This is a genomic window from Comamonas sp. SCN 65-56 (assembly GCF_001724135.1).
Lineage (GTDB): Bacteria > Pseudomonadota > Gammaproteobacteria > Burkholderiales > Burkholderiaceae_C > Comamonas_C.
The window spans coordinates 29871-45324 of the sequence record NZ_MEDS01000026.1; the positions used below are offsets into that span (position 1 = coordinate 29871).

Annotated in this window: 12 protein-coding genes; all 12 read left to right on the forward strand. The window is 65.1% G+C overall.

The features are described from left to right. Positions 1-4: 4 nt before the first annotated feature. Entirely contained in the window at positions 5-505 is a 501-nt protein-coding gene (lptE, locus tag ABS45_RS15985) for an LPS assembly lipoprotein LptE (RefSeq protein WP_291557390.1), read from the forward strand. 20 nt (positions 506-525) lie between these two features. Continuing rightward, positions 526-1575: a DNA polymerase III subunit delta gene (gene holA / locus ABS45_RS15990; protein ID WP_291557392.1), complete on the forward strand. Its 1050-nt coding sequence runs from the start codon at positions 526-528 to the stop codon at positions 1573-1575. Between the two features lie 319 nt (positions 1576-1894). After that, positions 1895-3607 carry a methyl-accepting chemotaxis protein gene (locus tag ABS45_RS15995; protein ID WP_291557393.1) on the forward strand — a complete coding sequence of 571 codons (1713 nt, stop codon included), beginning with the start codon at positions 1895-1897 and terminating at the stop codon, positions 3605-3607. Positions 3608-3655: 48 nt separating this feature from the next. Continuing rightward, positions 3656-4492 (forward strand): NAD-dependent protein deacetylase, encoded by an 837-nt coding sequence (locus ABS45_RS16000; protein WP_291557395.1) that lies wholly within the window; start codon positions 3656-3658, stop codon positions 4490-4492. Positions 4493-4765: 273 nt separating this feature from the next. Then, a complete protein-coding gene (locus ABS45_RS16005; protein WP_291557396.1) occupies positions 4766-5596 on the forward strand; it encodes an SDR family oxidoreductase in 831 nt (276 codons plus the stop codon). 42 nt (positions 5597-5638) lie between these two features. Further along, on the forward strand, positions 5639-6961 hold the full coding sequence (locus ABS45_RS16010; RefSeq protein ID WP_291557399.1) for a glutamate-5-semialdehyde dehydrogenase: 1323 nt from the start codon (positions 5639-5641) through the stop codon (positions 6959-6961). A gap of 20 nt (positions 6962-6981) precedes the next feature. Continuing rightward, positions 6982-8460, forward strand: a complete 1479-nt coding sequence (gene trkA / locus ABS45_RS16015) for a Trk system potassium transporter TrkA (RefSeq protein ID WP_291557402.1) — start codon at positions 6982-6984, stop codon at positions 8458-8460. A 16-nt stretch (positions 8461-8476) separates the two neighbouring features. After that, positions 8477-9943, forward strand: coding sequence for a potassium transporter TrkG (locus ABS45_RS16020; RefSeq protein WP_291557405.1), 1467 nt, complete (start codon positions 8477-8479; stop codon positions 9941-9943). A gap of 47 nt (positions 9944-9990) precedes the next feature. Beyond that, the gene (gene gshA / locus ABS45_RS16025) at positions 9991-11259 is read left to right on the forward strand and encodes a glutamate--cysteine ligase (protein ID WP_291557408.1); all 1269 of its coding nucleotides are present in this window, start codon (positions 9991-9993) and stop codon (positions 11257-11259) included. Positions 11260-11315: 56 nt separating this feature from the next. Next, positions 11316-13187, forward strand: coding sequence for a potassium transporter Kup (locus tag ABS45_RS16030; protein WP_291557411.1), 1872 nt, complete (start codon positions 11316-11318; stop codon positions 13185-13187). Between the two features lie 21 nt (positions 13188-13208). After that, entirely contained in the window at positions 13209-14393 is a 1185-nt protein-coding gene (locus ABS45_RS16035) for a benzoate/H(+) symporter BenE family transporter (RefSeq protein ID WP_291557414.1), read from the forward strand. An 11-nt stretch (positions 14394-14404) separates the two neighbouring features. Beyond that, entirely contained in the window at positions 14405-15355 is a 951-nt protein-coding gene (gshB, locus tag ABS45_RS16040) for a glutathione synthase (RefSeq protein ID WP_291557417.1), read from the forward strand. The last annotated feature ends 99 nt before the right edge of the window (positions 15356-15454 follow it).

Here is a 15454-nt window from a genome sequence, read left to right on the forward strand (position 1 = left end):
CCGCATGCGCAGGCGTTCCTTGCTCACGTTGTGCGCCAGTGCGCCGCTGGCCGCGTGCGGCTTTCACCTGCGCGGTGCGCCGAACTTCGCCTTCAACTCGCTGTATGTGGCGCCGTCCGGCACCTCGCTCAACAAGGAGATGATCCGCACGCTGCAAGGCGCCGGCGGTCATCTGCTGCTCATCACTGACGCCGCGCAGAGCCCGCAGGCCGAGGCGCAACTGGAGCTCTTTGGCGAGCAGCGAACGCGTACCGTGGTGGGCCTGACCAGCGCCGGCCAGGTGCGCGAACTGCAGCTGGGCCTTTCGGTGCACTTTCGTCTCAAGGGGCAGCACGGACGCGAGTGGCTGGGCGATACGCGCCTGGCCCGCACCGAGGACGTGAGCTACAACGAATCCGTCTCACTTGCCAAGGAGTCGGAAGAAGCGCTGCTCTACCGCAACATGGCGACCGATCTGGTGCAGCAAATCGTGCGCCGCCTGGCGGCGGTGAAGGCGCCGCAGTGACGCTGGCCTGAGGAGCGCCCGTGCAGCTTGCCTTGAACCAGCTTGAAGCGCACCTGGGCAAAGGTCTCAAGCCACTGTACCTGCTGCATGGCGACGAACCGCTGCTGCAGCAGGAGGCGCAGGACGCCATCCGCGCCAGCGCGCGCGAACGCGGCTACAGCGAACGCAGCAGCTACACCGTGCAGGGCGCGCATTTCGACTGGAGCGCGGTGCTTGCCGCCGCTGGCAGCCTGAGCCTGTTTGCCGACCGCCAGATCATCGAGATCCGCATCCCGAGCGGCAAACCCGGCAAGGATGGATCTGTCGCCCTGCAGCAGATTGCGGCCAGCGCGCAGGGCAACGACAGCGTGCTCACGCTGGTGAGCCTGCCGCGGGTGGACAAGGCCACGCGCTCAAGCGCCTGGTTCACCGCGCTGGAGGGCGCGGGCGTCGGCATCGCCATCGAGCCCATCGCCCGCGAGCAATTGCCGGGCTGGATTGCCACGCGCCTGGCTGCGCAAGGCCAGCGCGTGGCCGTAGGCAGCGAGGGCCAGCACACGCTGCAGTTCTTTGCCGATCGTGTGGAGGGCAATCTGCTCGCGGCGCACCAGGAAATTCAGAAACTCGCGCTGCTGTACCCGGCAGGCGAACTCAGCGCCGAGCAGGTCGAATCCAGCGTGCTCAACGTTGCGCGCTATGACGTGTTTCAGCTTTCCGAGGCGGTGCTCGCCGGGCAGGCGGCGCGCGTGCAGCGCATGCTCGACGGCCTGCGCGCCGAGGGCGAGGCCGAGGTGCTGGTGCACTGGGCGCTGGCCGAAGACATCCGCCAGCTCGCGCGCGTGCGCGCGGCGATGGATGCGGGCCGCCCGCTGCCGCTGGCGCTGCGCGAGGCACGCGTCTGGGGCAAAAAGGAGCGCCTGTACGAGCACCTGCTGCCGCGGCTGAACGCGCGTCGCCTGGCGCAGCTGTTGATGGCCGCGCACCGCGTTGACGGCATCGTCAAGGGCTTGAAGGCGCCGGGCTGGCCCACCGAGCCGTGGCAGGCGCTGGCGCGGCTGGCGCAGCAGCTGTGCCAGCTGGCGCGGCACTGAATTTTTCCCTACCGATTCTCGGAAATTGGCGGAAACCGGCCTGTAGTCGGTTAAACCTAGAAACGGCAGTTGACCGCTTGTCATTGTTGGGCAACCCGCATGAATGCTGAGTTTTTTGGCTTCGATCGCGTTCACCGCTTGGGTGAAAGCGCTACGCCAGCACCACTGTTGCCGCGCCATGCGGCGTTGCTTCTCCTTGCAGGCAGTAGCCTGCGTCGTCGTCGCGTCTTGCCTGGCACGCCACCAGCGGCACTGGTGGGCGCATCCAACTGCCGTTTCTAGGTTAAAAAGAGGCACTTCATTTTTGTGAGCAAACAACATGAGCCTCATCAACCGCCTCAACCTGCGACAGCAATCATTGATCCTGATCGGCATGCTGCTGCTGGTAGTCGTGATCCTCGCGGTGACGCAGTGGGGCGTGAATCGCGCCAACGGCGCGATTTCCGAAGCGCGGGCCAATCGCTACGACTCCTACCTGCTGGCCGACGAGCTGCGCCAGACCTCGGACGACTTGACACGCCTGGCGCGCACCTACGTGGTGACAGGCGATCCGAAATGGGAGAAGCAATACAACGAGGTGGTCGGCATCCGCGCCGGCACCCTGCCGCGCCCGGCCGGGTATGAGGGCATTTACTGGGATTTCCGCGCGGCGGACATGCAGCTGCCGGGCCAGCCGGGTGAGCGCATCTCCCTCATCGACATGATGAAGCGCGCGGGCTTTACCGAGGCGGAGCTGGCCAAGCTGGCCGAGTCCTCGAACCGCTCGGCCACGCTGGTGCAGACGGAAACCGTGGCCATGAATCTGGTGAAGGGCCTGGTGGCCGATGGCAAGGGCGGCTTCACCCAGGGCGAGGCCGACCCGGCCAAGGCGCGCGAGATGCTGCACAACGCCGACTACCACCGCACCAAGGCCAGCATCATGGAGCCGGTGGGCGAGTTCTACAAGCTGCTGCAGGCGCGTACCTCGGGGGCGATCGACGCGGCGGAGGCAACGGCGCAGACCTGGCGCTGGTGGCAGATGGGCACTACCGCCGTCGCGCTGCTGTTGCTGTTCGCGCTGCTCTACAGCACCTTCAGCCATTTGATCGCCTCGATTCAGCAGGCAGTGCGCGTTGCCGAGGCCACCGCGCGGGGCGATTTGACGCAGCCCATCCACGCCCAGGGCACGAACGAGGTGGCGCGCCTGCTGCAGTCGCTCGCCACGATGGAAGACGGGTTGGTGCGCGTGGTGGCCACGGTGCGCCAGGGCAGTGATTCGGTGGCAACCGCGAGTACCGAGATCGCCCAGGGCAACCACGACCTGAGCGCACGCACCGAATCGCAGGCGAGCGCGCTGGAGCAAACCGCGGCTTCGATGGAGGAGTTCACTTCCACGGTGGAGCAGAACGCGGCCAACGCACGTCAAGGCAATCAGTTGGCGGTGAGCGCCTCCAGGGTGGCCGAGCAGGGCGGGCAGGTGGTCTCGCAGGTGGTCAGCACCATGCAGCAGATCAGCGAGAGCTCGCACAAGATCGCTGACATCATTTCGGTGATCGACGGCATCGCGTTTCAAACCAACATCCTGGCGCTCAATGCCGCCGTGGAGGCCGCTCGCGCGGGCGAGGCGGGCCGCGGCTTTGCGGTGGTCGCGGGCGAGGTGCGCTCACTGGCCGGGCGTGCGGCCGAGGCGGCCAAGGAGATCAAGCAGCTCATCACCGAGAGTGTCGAACGCGTGGAGGCGGGCACGGTGCAGGCGGGTCAGGCGGGCACGACGATGAGCGAGGTGGTGACCAGCATCCGCCGCGTGACCGACATCATGGGCGAGATCAGCGTCGCGAGTTCCGAGCAGAGCCAGGGCATAGGCCAGATCGGCGAAGCCATCAGCCAGATGGATCAGGTGACGCAGCAAAACGCCGCGCTGGTGGAGGAAATGGCGGCGGCCGCGACCAGCCTCAAGGGCCAGGCGCAGGAGCTGGTGGATGCGGTGGCGGTGTTCAAACTGCCCGCAGGCAGTGCGGCAAGCCATTCCAAATTGATAGCTATTGGCGCTTGATTTGCAATTGCTGAAGGTGGGTATGCATCTGAGTCATCATCGCTCTCCATGAGCGCTGCCATCGCGCAACTTGCCCAATTCATGGCGCGCCACCCGCGCCTGTTGGTACTGACCGGCGCCGGCTGCAGCACCGAAAGCGGCATCCCCGACTACCGCGACGAGGACGGCCAGTGGAAGCGCCCCGCGCCCATGACGTATCAGGCCTTCGCGCGCGAGCACGCGGCGCGCCAGCGCTACTGGGCGCGCTCGATGATCGGCTGGCCGCGCATGGCTGCCAGCAGACCGGGGCCCGCGCATACCGCGCTGGCGCAGCTGGAGGCGGCGGGGCATGTGCGCTTGCTCGTCACACAGAATGTGGATGGCCTGCACGGTGCGGCAGGCAGTCAGCGCGTCATCGACCTGCATGGCCGGCTCGATGGCGTGCGCTGCCTGGCTTGCGCTGCCAGCGTGGCGCGCCACGATTTGCAGCAGTGGCTGCAGGCGGCCAATGGCGACTGGTTGCGTGCGTATGTGCCGCAGGGCGTGGCTGCGGCGCCCGATGGCGATGCCTGTCTGGACGGCGTGGACTTTTCCGGTTTTCAGGTGCCGCAGTGTCCGGCCTGCGGTGGCGTGCTCAAACCGGATGTGGTGTTCTTTGGCGAAAACGTCCCGCGTGCGCGGGTTGATGCGGCGATGGCCGCGCTGCAGGCGGCCGATGCGTTGCTTGTCGCTGGTTCCTCGCTCATGGTGTATTCGGGCTTTCGCTTCGCCCGCGCCGCCGCAGAGTGGGGCAAGCCGATGGCGGCGGTGAATCTGGGGCTGACGCGGGCCGACCCATGGCTGGCGCTCAAGGTGCAGGAACCGGTGGGGGCTGCACTTGCGGCGCTGGTGGCAGCTCTGGGCTAGGAGCGTGGGCGGCAGAAGGGACGTCGGCTGCAAATGTGCCGCAGCGGTCCATTTCTCACCGGCTTCTTGACCCATAGCGGAGCTATGAGCCTGCGAATCCGGCAAAAACTGTCCTCGCCGGAGCCCATTTTCGCAATCGACGCCTTCTGCCGCCCACGCTCCTAGCGGCGCCGAACATCCCGATACATCCGCCCGCGAGCAGATGCTATGTTTGGCGTGCTGCGGCGCGCCGAGCGCGCACCGCGAACACCAGCCATCCAAGGAGATAGCGACATGCCATCCACGGTCCTCATCACCGGTTGTTCTTCCGGTATTGGCGCTGCCGCGGTGCAGTGCTTTGCAGACCGGGGCTGGAACGTGGCGGCGACGCTGCGCACGCCAGCGCAGGCACGGTTCGATCGGGGCAGCGGCTGCGTTGAGGCATTCGCGCTCGATGTGACCGATCAGGCGTCGGTGAATGCGGCGGTGGGGCAAGCCATCAAGCGCTTTGGCCGTATCGACGTGCTGATCAACAACGCGGGCTATGGGCTGTTTGGTCCGTTCGAGACGGCCACGCCAGAGGCGATTCGCCAACAGTTCGCCACCAATGTGGAAGGCGTGTTTGCCGTCACGCGCGCGGTGCTGCCAGGCATGCGCGCGCAGGGCAGCGGGGTGCTCATCAACATCGCCTCGCTCACCGGGCTGGTGGCGATGCCGCTGTATTCGCTGTACGCGGCGTCCAAGTACGCGGTGGTGGGGTTTTCTGAATCGCTGAGCCACGAGCTCGCGCCGCTGGGCATCCGCGTGAAGGTGTTCGCGCCGGGCGCGGTGGCGACGGATTTCTCGGGCCGCTCGATGGTGCGCACCTTCGAGGGCGACGGTGGACCCTACGCCGATTCGATCGCCAAGGTGCAGGCCACGTTTGCATCCAACCGTGCCAGTGGTGGTGCGGCGTCGTCGGCGCAGCAGCTGGCGCAGGCGTTGCATGGCGCGGCCACGGATGGGAGCAGCCAGGTGCGCTACGTGGTGGGCGCTGACGCGCAGCAGGTGATGCAGATGCGTCAGCAGATCGGGGAAGAGGCGCTGCTGGCGGGGCTGCGCCAGCGCTTCGGGCTGGCGGCCTGAGCACCCCGTTGGTCGCGGCGCCGATTGCGTCAAAATCCGTGCATGAACGCCCTGAACATCGCCGAATACACCGAATCACTGGGACTGCAGGCAAAACAGGCTGCAGCGCTTATGGCGTCTGCGTCAACAGCTATCAAAAACAAGGCTTTGCTGGCGCTCGCACGACGGTTGCGCGAAAGCGGTGGACCACTGGCCGAGGCCAACGCGCACGACCTGGAGCAGGCCGGGGCCGCGGGCCTGGCGGCGCCCATGGTCGATCGCCTGCGCCTCACGCCCCAGGTGATAGAGACTTGCGCGCTGGGCTGTGAGCAGCTCGCCGCGATGCCCGACGTCATTGGCGAGATCATCGGCATGAAGCAGCAGGAGAGCGGTATCCGCGTCGGCCAGATGCGCGTGCCGATCGGGGTGTTCTGCATGATCTACGAGAGCCGCCCCAACGTGACGATCGAAGCGGCGAGCCTGTCGATCAAGAGCGGCAACGCGGCAATCTTGCGCGGCGGCTCGGAGGCCATTCATTCCAATCGAGCGCTTGCTGCGCTGGTGGTGCAGGCGCTGGTGGAGGCAGGCCTGCCCGAGCACGGCGTGCAGCTGGTACAGACGACGGACCGTGCGGCGGTGGGCCAGTTGATCGCCATGCCGCAATATGTGGATGTGGTGATCCCGCGCGGCGGCAAGGGATTGATCGAACGCATCAGCCGCGAGGCGCGCGTGCCGGTGATCAAGCACCTGGACGGCAATTGCCACAGCTATGTCGACGACCCCTGCGACATCGTGCTGGCGCTCAAGGTGGTGGAGAACGCCAAGACGCAGAAAGTCAGCCCCTGCAACGCAACCGAAAGCCTGTTGGTGGCGCGTGGCGTGGCGCACGAATTTTTGCCGCGCATGGGGGCGATCTTTGTCGCGAGGGAGGTGGAGATGCGTTGCGACGCGGAGGCGGCGGCCATTCTGGCGCCCGCGCACCCGGGCAACGACATCGTCAAGGCCTATGCGTCGATGAGCGCGAAGAAATACGTCAAGCTGGCGCACGAATCCGATTGGTCCGAGGAGTACCTGGCGCCCATCATCAGCATCAAGGTGGTGGCAGGGCTGGACGAGGCCATCGCCTGGATCAACCATTACGGCAGCCACCACACCGATGCGATTTTGACCACCGACCACCGCCATGCCCAGCGCTTCCTGCGCGAGGTGGATTCGGCCAGTTGCATGGTCAACACCAGCACGCGCTTTGCTGATGGCTTCGAGTACGGACTGGGCGCGGAGATCGGCATCAGTACCGACAAATTCCACGCCCGCGGGCCGGTGGGCATCGAGGGCCTGACCTCGCTCAAGTGGGTGGTGCTGGGTGAGGGCGAGGTGCGCCAGTAGGCGTTGCCGGGCCGCACGGCATGAAGATCATCATCGTCGGAGCCGGGCGCGTGGGCCTGGGCGTGGCCGAAAGCCTGGTATCCGAGAAGAACGACATCACGGTGATCGACAACGATGCCGATCGCCTGCGTGAGCTGCAGCAGCGCCTGGACTTGCGAGGCGTGGTCGGCAGCGGCACCGATCCTGCCGTGCTGGCCGAGGCGGGCGCGAAGGATACCGATCTGCTCATCTCGTGCGCCTCGCAGGACGAGGTCAACCTGGTGTGCTGCAAGCTGGCGTGGATGCTCTACCAGATCCCGACGCGCATCGCGCGGGTGCGGGCGCAGGGCTTTGAGGACGGCAGCGAACTGCTGTCCAAGGAGGGCTTCGCGGTCGATCACATCCTGTGCCCCGAGGATTCGCTCACGCGCTACATCGGCCTGCTGGTCGAATACCCCGAGGCGCTGCAGGTGCGCGAGTTCGCCGGCGGGCGTGCCTGCCTGGTGTCGGCGCGTGCGCGCCAGGGGGCACCGGCCGTCGGCATGCAGATTCGCCTGCTGCGCCAGCAGCTGCCCGAGGTGGCGATGCGCATCGTCGCGATCTACCGGCGCTTTACCGACGGGCCGGACCGTTTCGTCGCCTGCGATGGCGATACGCGCATCGAACCAGGCGACGAGGTCTTCGTGCTGGCCGGGCGCCAGCGCATCGCGCAGGTGCTCGCCAGCCTACACCGGCGCGAGGGCCAGGCGGCGCGGGCGGTGCGCCGCATCATGGTGGCGGGCGGCTCCAGCGTCGGCGAGCGCCTGGCGCAGGAGCTGGCGCGCCAGGCCGGACGCTTTCACATCAAGCTGATCGAGGGCGATGCTGCGCGCTGCGAGCAGCTCGCCGCGCGCGTGCCCGCCGGCGTGCTGGTGCTGCACGGCGAGGCGTCGGACGAGGAGTTGCTGAGCGAGGAGGGGGTGGAGGAGGTCGACCTGTTCCTCTCGCTCTCGGAGGATGACGAGGACAACATCATGTCCAGCCTGCTGGCCAAGCGCATGGGCGCGCGCCGGGTGCTGGCGCTGATCGATCGCCACACCTATGCCGACCTGATGCACGGCACGCAGATCGACATTGCGCTCTCGCCAGCGCAGACCATTCTGGGCGAGTTGCTGACCTATGTGCGCCGCGGCGACGTGCAGGCGGTGCACAGCCTGCGCCGCGGCGTGGCCGAGGCGTTGGAGGTGGTGGTGCGCGGCGACCGGAAAAATTCCCGCGTCGTGGGGCGCGCGGTGCAGGATCTGCCGCTGCCGCCCGAGGTGCACATCGGCCTCATCGTGCGCGGCTTGCCCGATGCGGATGCACCCCCGCCGGCCGAGGGCGAGGCGCCGCCCAAGCCTGCCCTCGATGAGCCCGAGATCATCATCCCGCACAGCCACACGGTATTGGAGAGCAACGACCACGTGGTCTTCTTCCTGCCGCGCAAGCGCCTGGTCAAGGAAGTGGAAGCGCTGTTTCGCGTGCGCGCCACCTTCTTCTGATCGGTCCGTCCCGGCGATGAAAGACCTGCTGCCCGTCGCCCGCGTGCTCGGCATGCTGCTGTGCATGTTCGCGCTGGCGCTGCTGCTGCCGCTGGCGATTTCGCTGGCCTGGCACGACGGGCTGTGGCGGCTGTATGCGTTCTCGGGCTTGGGTATCCTGGCAGCGGGTGGCCTGCTGTGGTGGGGCCTGCGGCGCCAGCGCCGCGAGCTGCTGCCGCGCCACGGTGTGATCCTGGTCACGCTCTCCTGGGTGGTGCTGCCGCTGGCCGCCAGCCTGCCGCTGGCGCTGGCGTTGACCTTCGTCGGCAAGCCGCTGTCGTTCACGCATCTGTACTTCGAGGCCGTCTCGGCGCTCACCACCACCGGCGCGACAGTGATCACCGGGCAGGATGAGCTGCCGCTCTCGCTCAACGTCTGGCGCACCTTCCTGCAGTGGATAGGCGGCATGGGCATCCTCATCATGGCGATGGCGGTGCTGCCCATGCTGGGCGTGGGCGGCAGCCAGCTCTTTCGCGCCGAGGCCGCAGGCCCGATCAAGGACGCCAAGCTGACTCCGCGCATCACCGAAACGGCCAACGGCATGTGGGGCGTGTATCTGGTGGTCTCCACCGCCTGCGCGCTGGCCTTCTGGGCGGGCGGCATGCGGCCCATGGACGCGCTGATGCACATGTTCGCCACCATGAGCCTGGGGGGCTTGTCCTCGCACGATGCGAGCTTTGCCTGGTTCAATTCGCCGCTGCTGGAAGGCATTGCCGTGGTCTTCATGGTGCTGGCCAGCTGCAATTTCACGCTGTACTTCGTCGCGCTGCGCAAGGGCAAATGGTTCGCCCTGTGGCGCGACCCCGAGGCGCGCGCCACCATTGCCGCGCTGTTGGGCGCGGGGCTGATCGTCTCGCTCATCCTCTGGGCCAAGGGCGTGTACACGCCGCTGGATGCGCTGCGCCATGGCATGTTCCACGCCGTCTCGGTGGCCACCACCACCGGTTTTGCCAGCGTCGACTATCCGCACTGGCCGGTGGTCATCCCGGTGTTTTTGCTGCTGCTCTCGGGCGTGGCCACCAGCGCGGGGTCGACGGGCGGCGGCATGAAGATGGTGCGCATGCTGATTCTCGTGAAGCAGGCGCGGCGCGAGCTCACGCGCCTGGTGCACCCGCACGCCACGCAGCCGGTAATGCTGGGCGGCAGCGTGGTGGATAACCGCATGATTTTCTCGGTGCTCGCCTTCATGCTGGTCTATGGTGCGACGGTAACGGTGCTGTGCATGGCGCTACTGCTCACCGACCTCGATCCGCTGACGGCGTTCTCCGTCGTGCTCTCCAGCGTGAACTGCACCGGCACCGGCCCGGGTACGCTGGGCGTGGACCTGGGCTATGGTGGGTTGAGTGACTTTCAGATCTGGGTCTGCACACTGGGCATGCTGCTGGGACGGCTGGAAATTCTGAGTTTCTTGGCGTTGCTGTCTCCGGCATTCTGGCGACGCTGAATTCGCTTTTTACAATGCCGCGCTGAACCACGAGACGAGATGCCCGCATGGTCCCCCACCTCATCACCGCGTTGACCGGCCCGATCAATGAATTGGAGCAGCGCATGCTCGATGCGATGCCCGCGATCGAGCGCTGGTTCCGCCTGGAATGGATGGAGCACACGCCCCCGTTCTACACCTCGGTGGACTTGCGCAACGCCGGCTTCAAGCTTGCGCCGGTGGACACCAGCCTGTTCCCGCACGGCTGGCATAACCTCACACCGGAAATGCTGCCGCTGGCGGTGCAGGCAGCGATGGCGGCGATCGAAAAAATCTGCCCCGAGGCGCGCAACCTCCTGATCATTCCCGAGAATGGTTTGCGCGGGCCGGCCGATCTGGCCGACGTGGCGCAACTGCAGCGCATTTTCAATCTGGCTGGGCTGAACGTGCGCGTCGGCTCGATAGACCCGGAAGTGAAGAAGACCGCAGGCTTCGATCTGCCGGATGGAGGCAGTGTGCAGGTGGAGCCTGCGCTGCGTCTGCGCAAGCGGGTAGGGCTGAAGAATTTCGACCCCTGCACCATCCTGCTCAACAACGAACTGGCGGCGGGCACGCCAGGCATCCTGGAAGAACTGTACGAGCAGTACCTGCTGCCGCCGTTGCAGGCGGGCTGGACGGTACGCAGGCGCAGTCGGCACTTCCAGAGCTATGAAGAGGTGGGCAAGCGTTTTGGCAAGATGCTGGGCATTGACCATTGGCTGATCCATCCGATCAGCGCCAGCGCCGAGATCGCAAGTGGCAAAGGCAAGGAACTGGAGCCGTTGCGTGCCGCGGTGGATACGGTCATCTCCAAAGTACGCCGCAAGTACAAGGAGTACGGCATCAATGAGAAGCCGTTTGCCGTGATCAAGGCCGACGATGCGAGCGATGCGGCTGGAGTGGTGTTGCTGCGCGATGCCCGAGACCTTGAGGCGCTGGCGGCCGAGGGACGCCTGCCTCAAAGCGGGCACTGGCTGGTGCAGGAGGGGGTGCTGACACAGGAACGTGTGCACGAGGCCGTGGCCGAGCCAGTGGTCTACACCATGGACCGCTACGTGGTCGGCGGCGTCTATCGCGTGCATGCCCAGCCGAACACGGCCGAGGGCGCGCGCGTGCATGGTGCCTGTTACGTGCCGCTGGCGTTCGAGCACAGCACCCACCTGCCGCAGCTTGGCGTGCGTCCCGGTGCGAGTGCGCCCAACCGGTTCTACATGTATGGCGTCGTGGCGCGCCTCGCAATGCTGGCTGCGAGCTATGAACTCGAAGCCACGGACCCGGAGCTGCGGGAGCTCGTCTGAGTTTTCGATCTTTCGGGCGCACAATGGCCGCCCCGTCGCACTTCGCGTACACCTGAATGTCCGATTCGCGCTCTTCCCTGCCGACCCTGATGGTGGGTGCCATTGGGGTGGTATTTGGCGATATCGGCACCAGCGTGCTCTATACCGTCAAAGAGGTTTTTGGCAGCGGTCACGTGCAGTTCACGCCGGACAACGTCTATGGCGTGCTGTCGCTGATTTTCTGGACCCTGACCATCATCGTGTCGGTCAAATACGTGGCGCTGGTGCTGCGCGCAGACAACAATGGCGAGGGTGGTCTGGTGGCGATGCTCACGCTGGCATCGGGTGCGGTGGCCGACAAGCCGGTGCTGCGTCGGCGTATGCTGCTGGTCGGCATCTTCGGCACCTGTCTGTTTTACGGTGATGGCGTGATTACGCCCGCCATCACCACGCTGGGCGCCATGGAAGGCCTGCAGGTCTTTTCGCCGGCGTTGGGCGACTATGTGATCGAGCTCACGCTGCTGGTGCTATTGGCGCTGTTTCTGGTGCAGAAAAAAGGCACGGCAGGCATTGGGCGGTTTTTCGGTCCGGTGATGCTGTTGTGGTTTGCCGTGATTGCGCTGCTGGGTCTGCTGCAGATCTGGCATCACCCGCAAGTCCTCTGGGCAGTCGTGCCCGTGCATGCGTTCAAGTTCGCGCTGCAAGCGCCCGGGGTCACCTTCATCATTCTGGGGGCAGTGGTGCTGTGCGTCACCGGCTGTGAAGCGCTGTATGCCGACATGGGGCATTTCGGCAGGCGTCCGATCCGTCTGGCCTGGTTCTGTATCGCGATGCCGGCGCTGGTGCTCAACTATTTCGGCCAAGGCGCCTTGCTGCTGGCGCGTGGCAAGGCGGTGGTGGACAACCCCTTCTTTCATATGGCACCCGGCTGGGCCACACTGCCGTTGGTGGTGCTGGCGACAGCTGCGGCCGTGATCGCCTCGCAGGCCTTGATATCGGGCGCGTTCAGTGTCACCAAGCAGGTGATCCAGCTCGGCTTTCTGCCGCACCTGAAAATGGACCACACCAGCGTGCGCAACCTCGGGCAAATCTACATGCCGCTGGTCAACTGGGGATTGTTCGCGATGATCGTGCTGGCGGTGGCAATGTTCCGTTCGTCCAACAATCTTGCGGCTGCCTATGGCATCGCGGTGACGACGGACATGCTGATCACCACGGTGCTGACATTTTTCGTGGTGCGCTACGCGTGGAAGATGTCGCTGGTTCTGACGCTGGTGGTGACAGGGCTGTTCCTCACGGTCGATCTGCTGTTCTGGAGTTCCAATCTGCTCAAGCTGTTGCATGGCGGCTGGTTTCCGCTGGCGATTGCGGGTGTCGTGTTCATGCTGATGATCACGTGGCGCGACGGTCTGGAGCTGCTGCGCCGCGCGCTGCAGGCCACCGCGCTGACACTGGAGGATTTCCTTGAATCGCTGTTTGTTGCGCCGCCTGCGCGGGTGGCGGGCACCGCCGTGTTCCTCTGCGCCGATCCGGCCATCGTGCCCAACGCCTTGCTCCACAACCTCAAGCACAACAAGGTGCTGCATGAACAGAACCTGTTTGTGAGCGTGCACCAGCATGAAGTGCCCTGGATCGGCATGGAAAAACGCGTGCAGATTGAAGCGCTGGGTCACGATTGCTGGCGCGTGGTGTTGCACTACGGTTTCAAGAACGATCCTGATCTGCCCAAGGCGCTCGGCTTGCTGGCGGGGCGGGGCGTCAATCTTGACCCCATGACCACCAGCTATTTCCTGTCGCGCCACATCGTTGCGCCGGGGCTGGCGACCGGCCTCGCGCCCTGGCGGGAAAAGCTCTTTGCCTACATGCACCACAGCGCCACGGCTGCGGCGGAATACCTCAATTTGCCGAGCAATGCCGTCGTCGAACTCGGCTCCAAGGTGGAAATTTGATGCTGTCTGCACAATCGCCAGATGTCTTTTGTTCGTGATTTGAGCGTCTCGGCGGCGAGTGCAGGCTTTGTCGCCACGCTGGTGGGTTTTACCAGTTCGGTGGCGCTGGTGTTCCAGGCGGCACAGGCCTTTGGCGCATCGGAAGCCGTGATCGCCTCGTGGATGTGGGCGCTGGGCCTGGGGATGGGTCTTGCGACGGCCATCCCTTCGCTCATCCTGCGAAAGCCGGTCATGATCGCGTGGAGTACCCCGGGTGCTGCCGTGCTGGCCAGTGCCGGCCTGGGCTTTGATCTGGCGCAGGCCACGGGCGCGTTCATGCTGTCTGCGCTGATGATCGTGTTGGCGGGCTTCACAGGGTGGTTTGAACGCGTGATGAACCGCATTCCGATGGCCATCGCGGCAGGGCTTCTTGCTGGCGTGCTGGTGAATTTCGGCATGGCGGCCTTCAGTGCCGCGCAGGCCGCGCCATTATTGGTACTGGCGATGCTGGCCACGTACTTGCTGAGCAAACGCTGGTTGTCGCGCTACGCGGTGCCGCTGACCTTGCTGGTGGCGGTTGCAGTCGCTGCGGTTCAGGGTGGCATTGCCTGGTCGGAGGTGGCGTGGGATTGGGCGGTGCCGGTCTGGACGACACCGCGCTTCACCTGGCAAGCGGCAGTGAGTGTGGCGCTGCCGCTGTTTGTCGTCACCATGGCATCGCAGAACATGCCAGGCGTGGCAGTCATCCGCGCCACTGGCTACCAAATGCCGATCAGCCGCATCATCAGCATGACCGGCCTTGCCACATTGGTGCTTGCGCCGTTTGGCGGTTATGCCTTGAACCTGGCGGCCATTACGGCGGCCATCTGCATGGGGCCGGAGGCACACCCTGACCCGAAGCGCCGTTATGCGGCGGCCGTGATCAACGGTCTGCTTTACGTGCTGATCGGCCTGTTTGGCGCGGCGGTGGCAGGTTTGCTGATCGCCTTTCCCAAGGAGTTGGTGGCGGCCATCGCCGGGCTGGCGCTGCTTTCCACCATAGGCGGTGGGCTGGTTGCCGCGCTGCAGGACGAGGCACATCGCGAGCCGGCGCTCATCACCTTTCTGGTCACTGCCTCTGGCGTCACCCTTGCCGGCATTGGTTCTGCGTTCTGGGGCGTGGTTGCCGGCAGCGTGGCGCTGTTTGTGCAACAGTACGGTCGAACGCGTACTGCCACACGCACTTGAGAACTTGCGCCATGAACTTGCTTTACGTTGCCGATCCACTCGAGCATTTCAAGATTTACAAAGATACGACTTTCGCCATGATGCGCGAAGCCCAGCGGCGCGGGCATCGCATTGCTGCGTGTGAGCCACGCGACCTCCACTGGCAGCGAGGCGACATGGTGCAGGCACGCGTGCGGTGGATTCAACTGACCGGCGGTGCATCGGAGTGGTTCAAAGAAACGGCGCTGGAGAGCGCCGTACTCAAGGACTTCGACGGCGTGCTGATGCGCAAGGACCCGCCGTTCGATGCGGAGTTCATCTACGCCACGCACCTGCTTGAGCAGGCCGAGCGCGAAGGTGCGCGAGTCTTCAATCGCCCCGCGGCGCTGCGCAATCATCCTGAAAAGCTCGCCATCATGGAATGGCCCGAATGGATTGCTCCGACACTGGTCACGCGTTCGGCACAAGAGATCCGACGCTTTCATGACGCGCATCGCGACATCATTCTGAAGCCACTGGATGGCATGGGCGGCATGGGCATATTTCGTGTCCAGGCCGATGGCTTGAATCTCGGCTCCATCATCGAAACCTTGAACAAGGGCGGTGCGCAGACGGTGATGGTGCAGCGTTACTTGCCCGAGATCGTCGATGGAGACAAGCGCGTGTTGGTCATTGGTGGCAAGCCAGTGCCGTACTGCCTCGCGCGTGTGCCGCAGGGCAATGACATTCGAGGCAATCTGGCTGCGGGTGCCAAGGGGGAGGCGCGCCCCCTCACGGTGGCGGATCGCGCTACCGCCGAGGCGATCGGTCCCGTTCTCGCGCAGCGCGGGTTGTTGTTGATTGGCCTGGACATCATTGGTACGCACATCACCGAGATCAATGTCACCAGCCCTACATGCTTCCAGGAGATCACGGAGCAGAGCGGTTGCGATGTTGCAGCACTGTTCCAGGATGCGCTCGAAGCGGCGATCACAGCGGCTTGAAACTTTTTTCACCTCCTTCTTGCGTTCTTGTTGAAAGCAGGTATACAATGCAAGGCTTCGCTGATCGCAGCGTACTTTCCTGAAGGGGTGATCTGGTGG

Excerpts from the sequence above, each read along its gene's own strand:
- lptE (WP_291557390.1), top strand. The coding sequence starts at position 5 with ATGCGCAGGCGTTCCTTGCTCACGTTGTGCGCCAGTGCGCCGCTGGCC.
- ABS45_RS15995 (WP_291557393.1), top strand. The coding sequence starts at position 1,895 with ATGAGCCTCATCAACCGCCTCAACCTGCGACAGCAATCATTGATCCTG.
- ABS45_RS16000 (WP_291557395.1), top strand. The coding sequence starts at position 3,656 with ATGAGCGCTGCCATCGCGCAACTTGCCCAATTCATGGCGCGCCACCCG.
- ABS45_RS16005 (WP_291557396.1), top strand. The coding sequence starts at position 4,766 with ATGCCATCCACGGTCCTCATCACCGGTTGTTCTTCCGGTATTGGCGCT.
- ABS45_RS16010 (WP_291557399.1), top strand. The coding sequence starts at position 5,639 with ATGAACGCCCTGAACATCGCCGAATACACCGAATCACTGGGACTGCAG.
- trkA (WP_291557402.1), top strand. The coding sequence starts at position 6,982 with ATGAAGATCATCATCGTCGGAGCCGGGCGCGTGGGCCTGGGCGTGGCC.
- ABS45_RS16020 (WP_291557405.1), top strand. The coding sequence starts at position 8,477 with ATGAAAGACCTGCTGCCCGTCGCCCGCGTGCTCGGCATGCTGCTGTGC.
- gshA (WP_291557408.1), top strand. The coding sequence starts at position 9,991 with ATGGTCCCCCACCTCATCACCGCGTTGACCGGCCCGATCAATGAATTG.
- ABS45_RS16030 (WP_291557411.1), top strand. The coding sequence starts at position 11,316 with ATGTCCGATTCGCGCTCTTCCCTGCCGACCCTGATGGTGGGTGCCATT.
- ABS45_RS16035 (WP_291557414.1), top strand. The coding sequence starts at position 13,209 with ATGTCTTTTGTTCGTGATTTGAGCGTCTCGGCGGCGAGTGCAGGCTTT.
- gshB (WP_291557417.1), top strand. The coding sequence starts at position 14,405 with ATGAACTTGCTTTACGTTGCCGATCCACTCGAGCATTTCAAGATTTAC.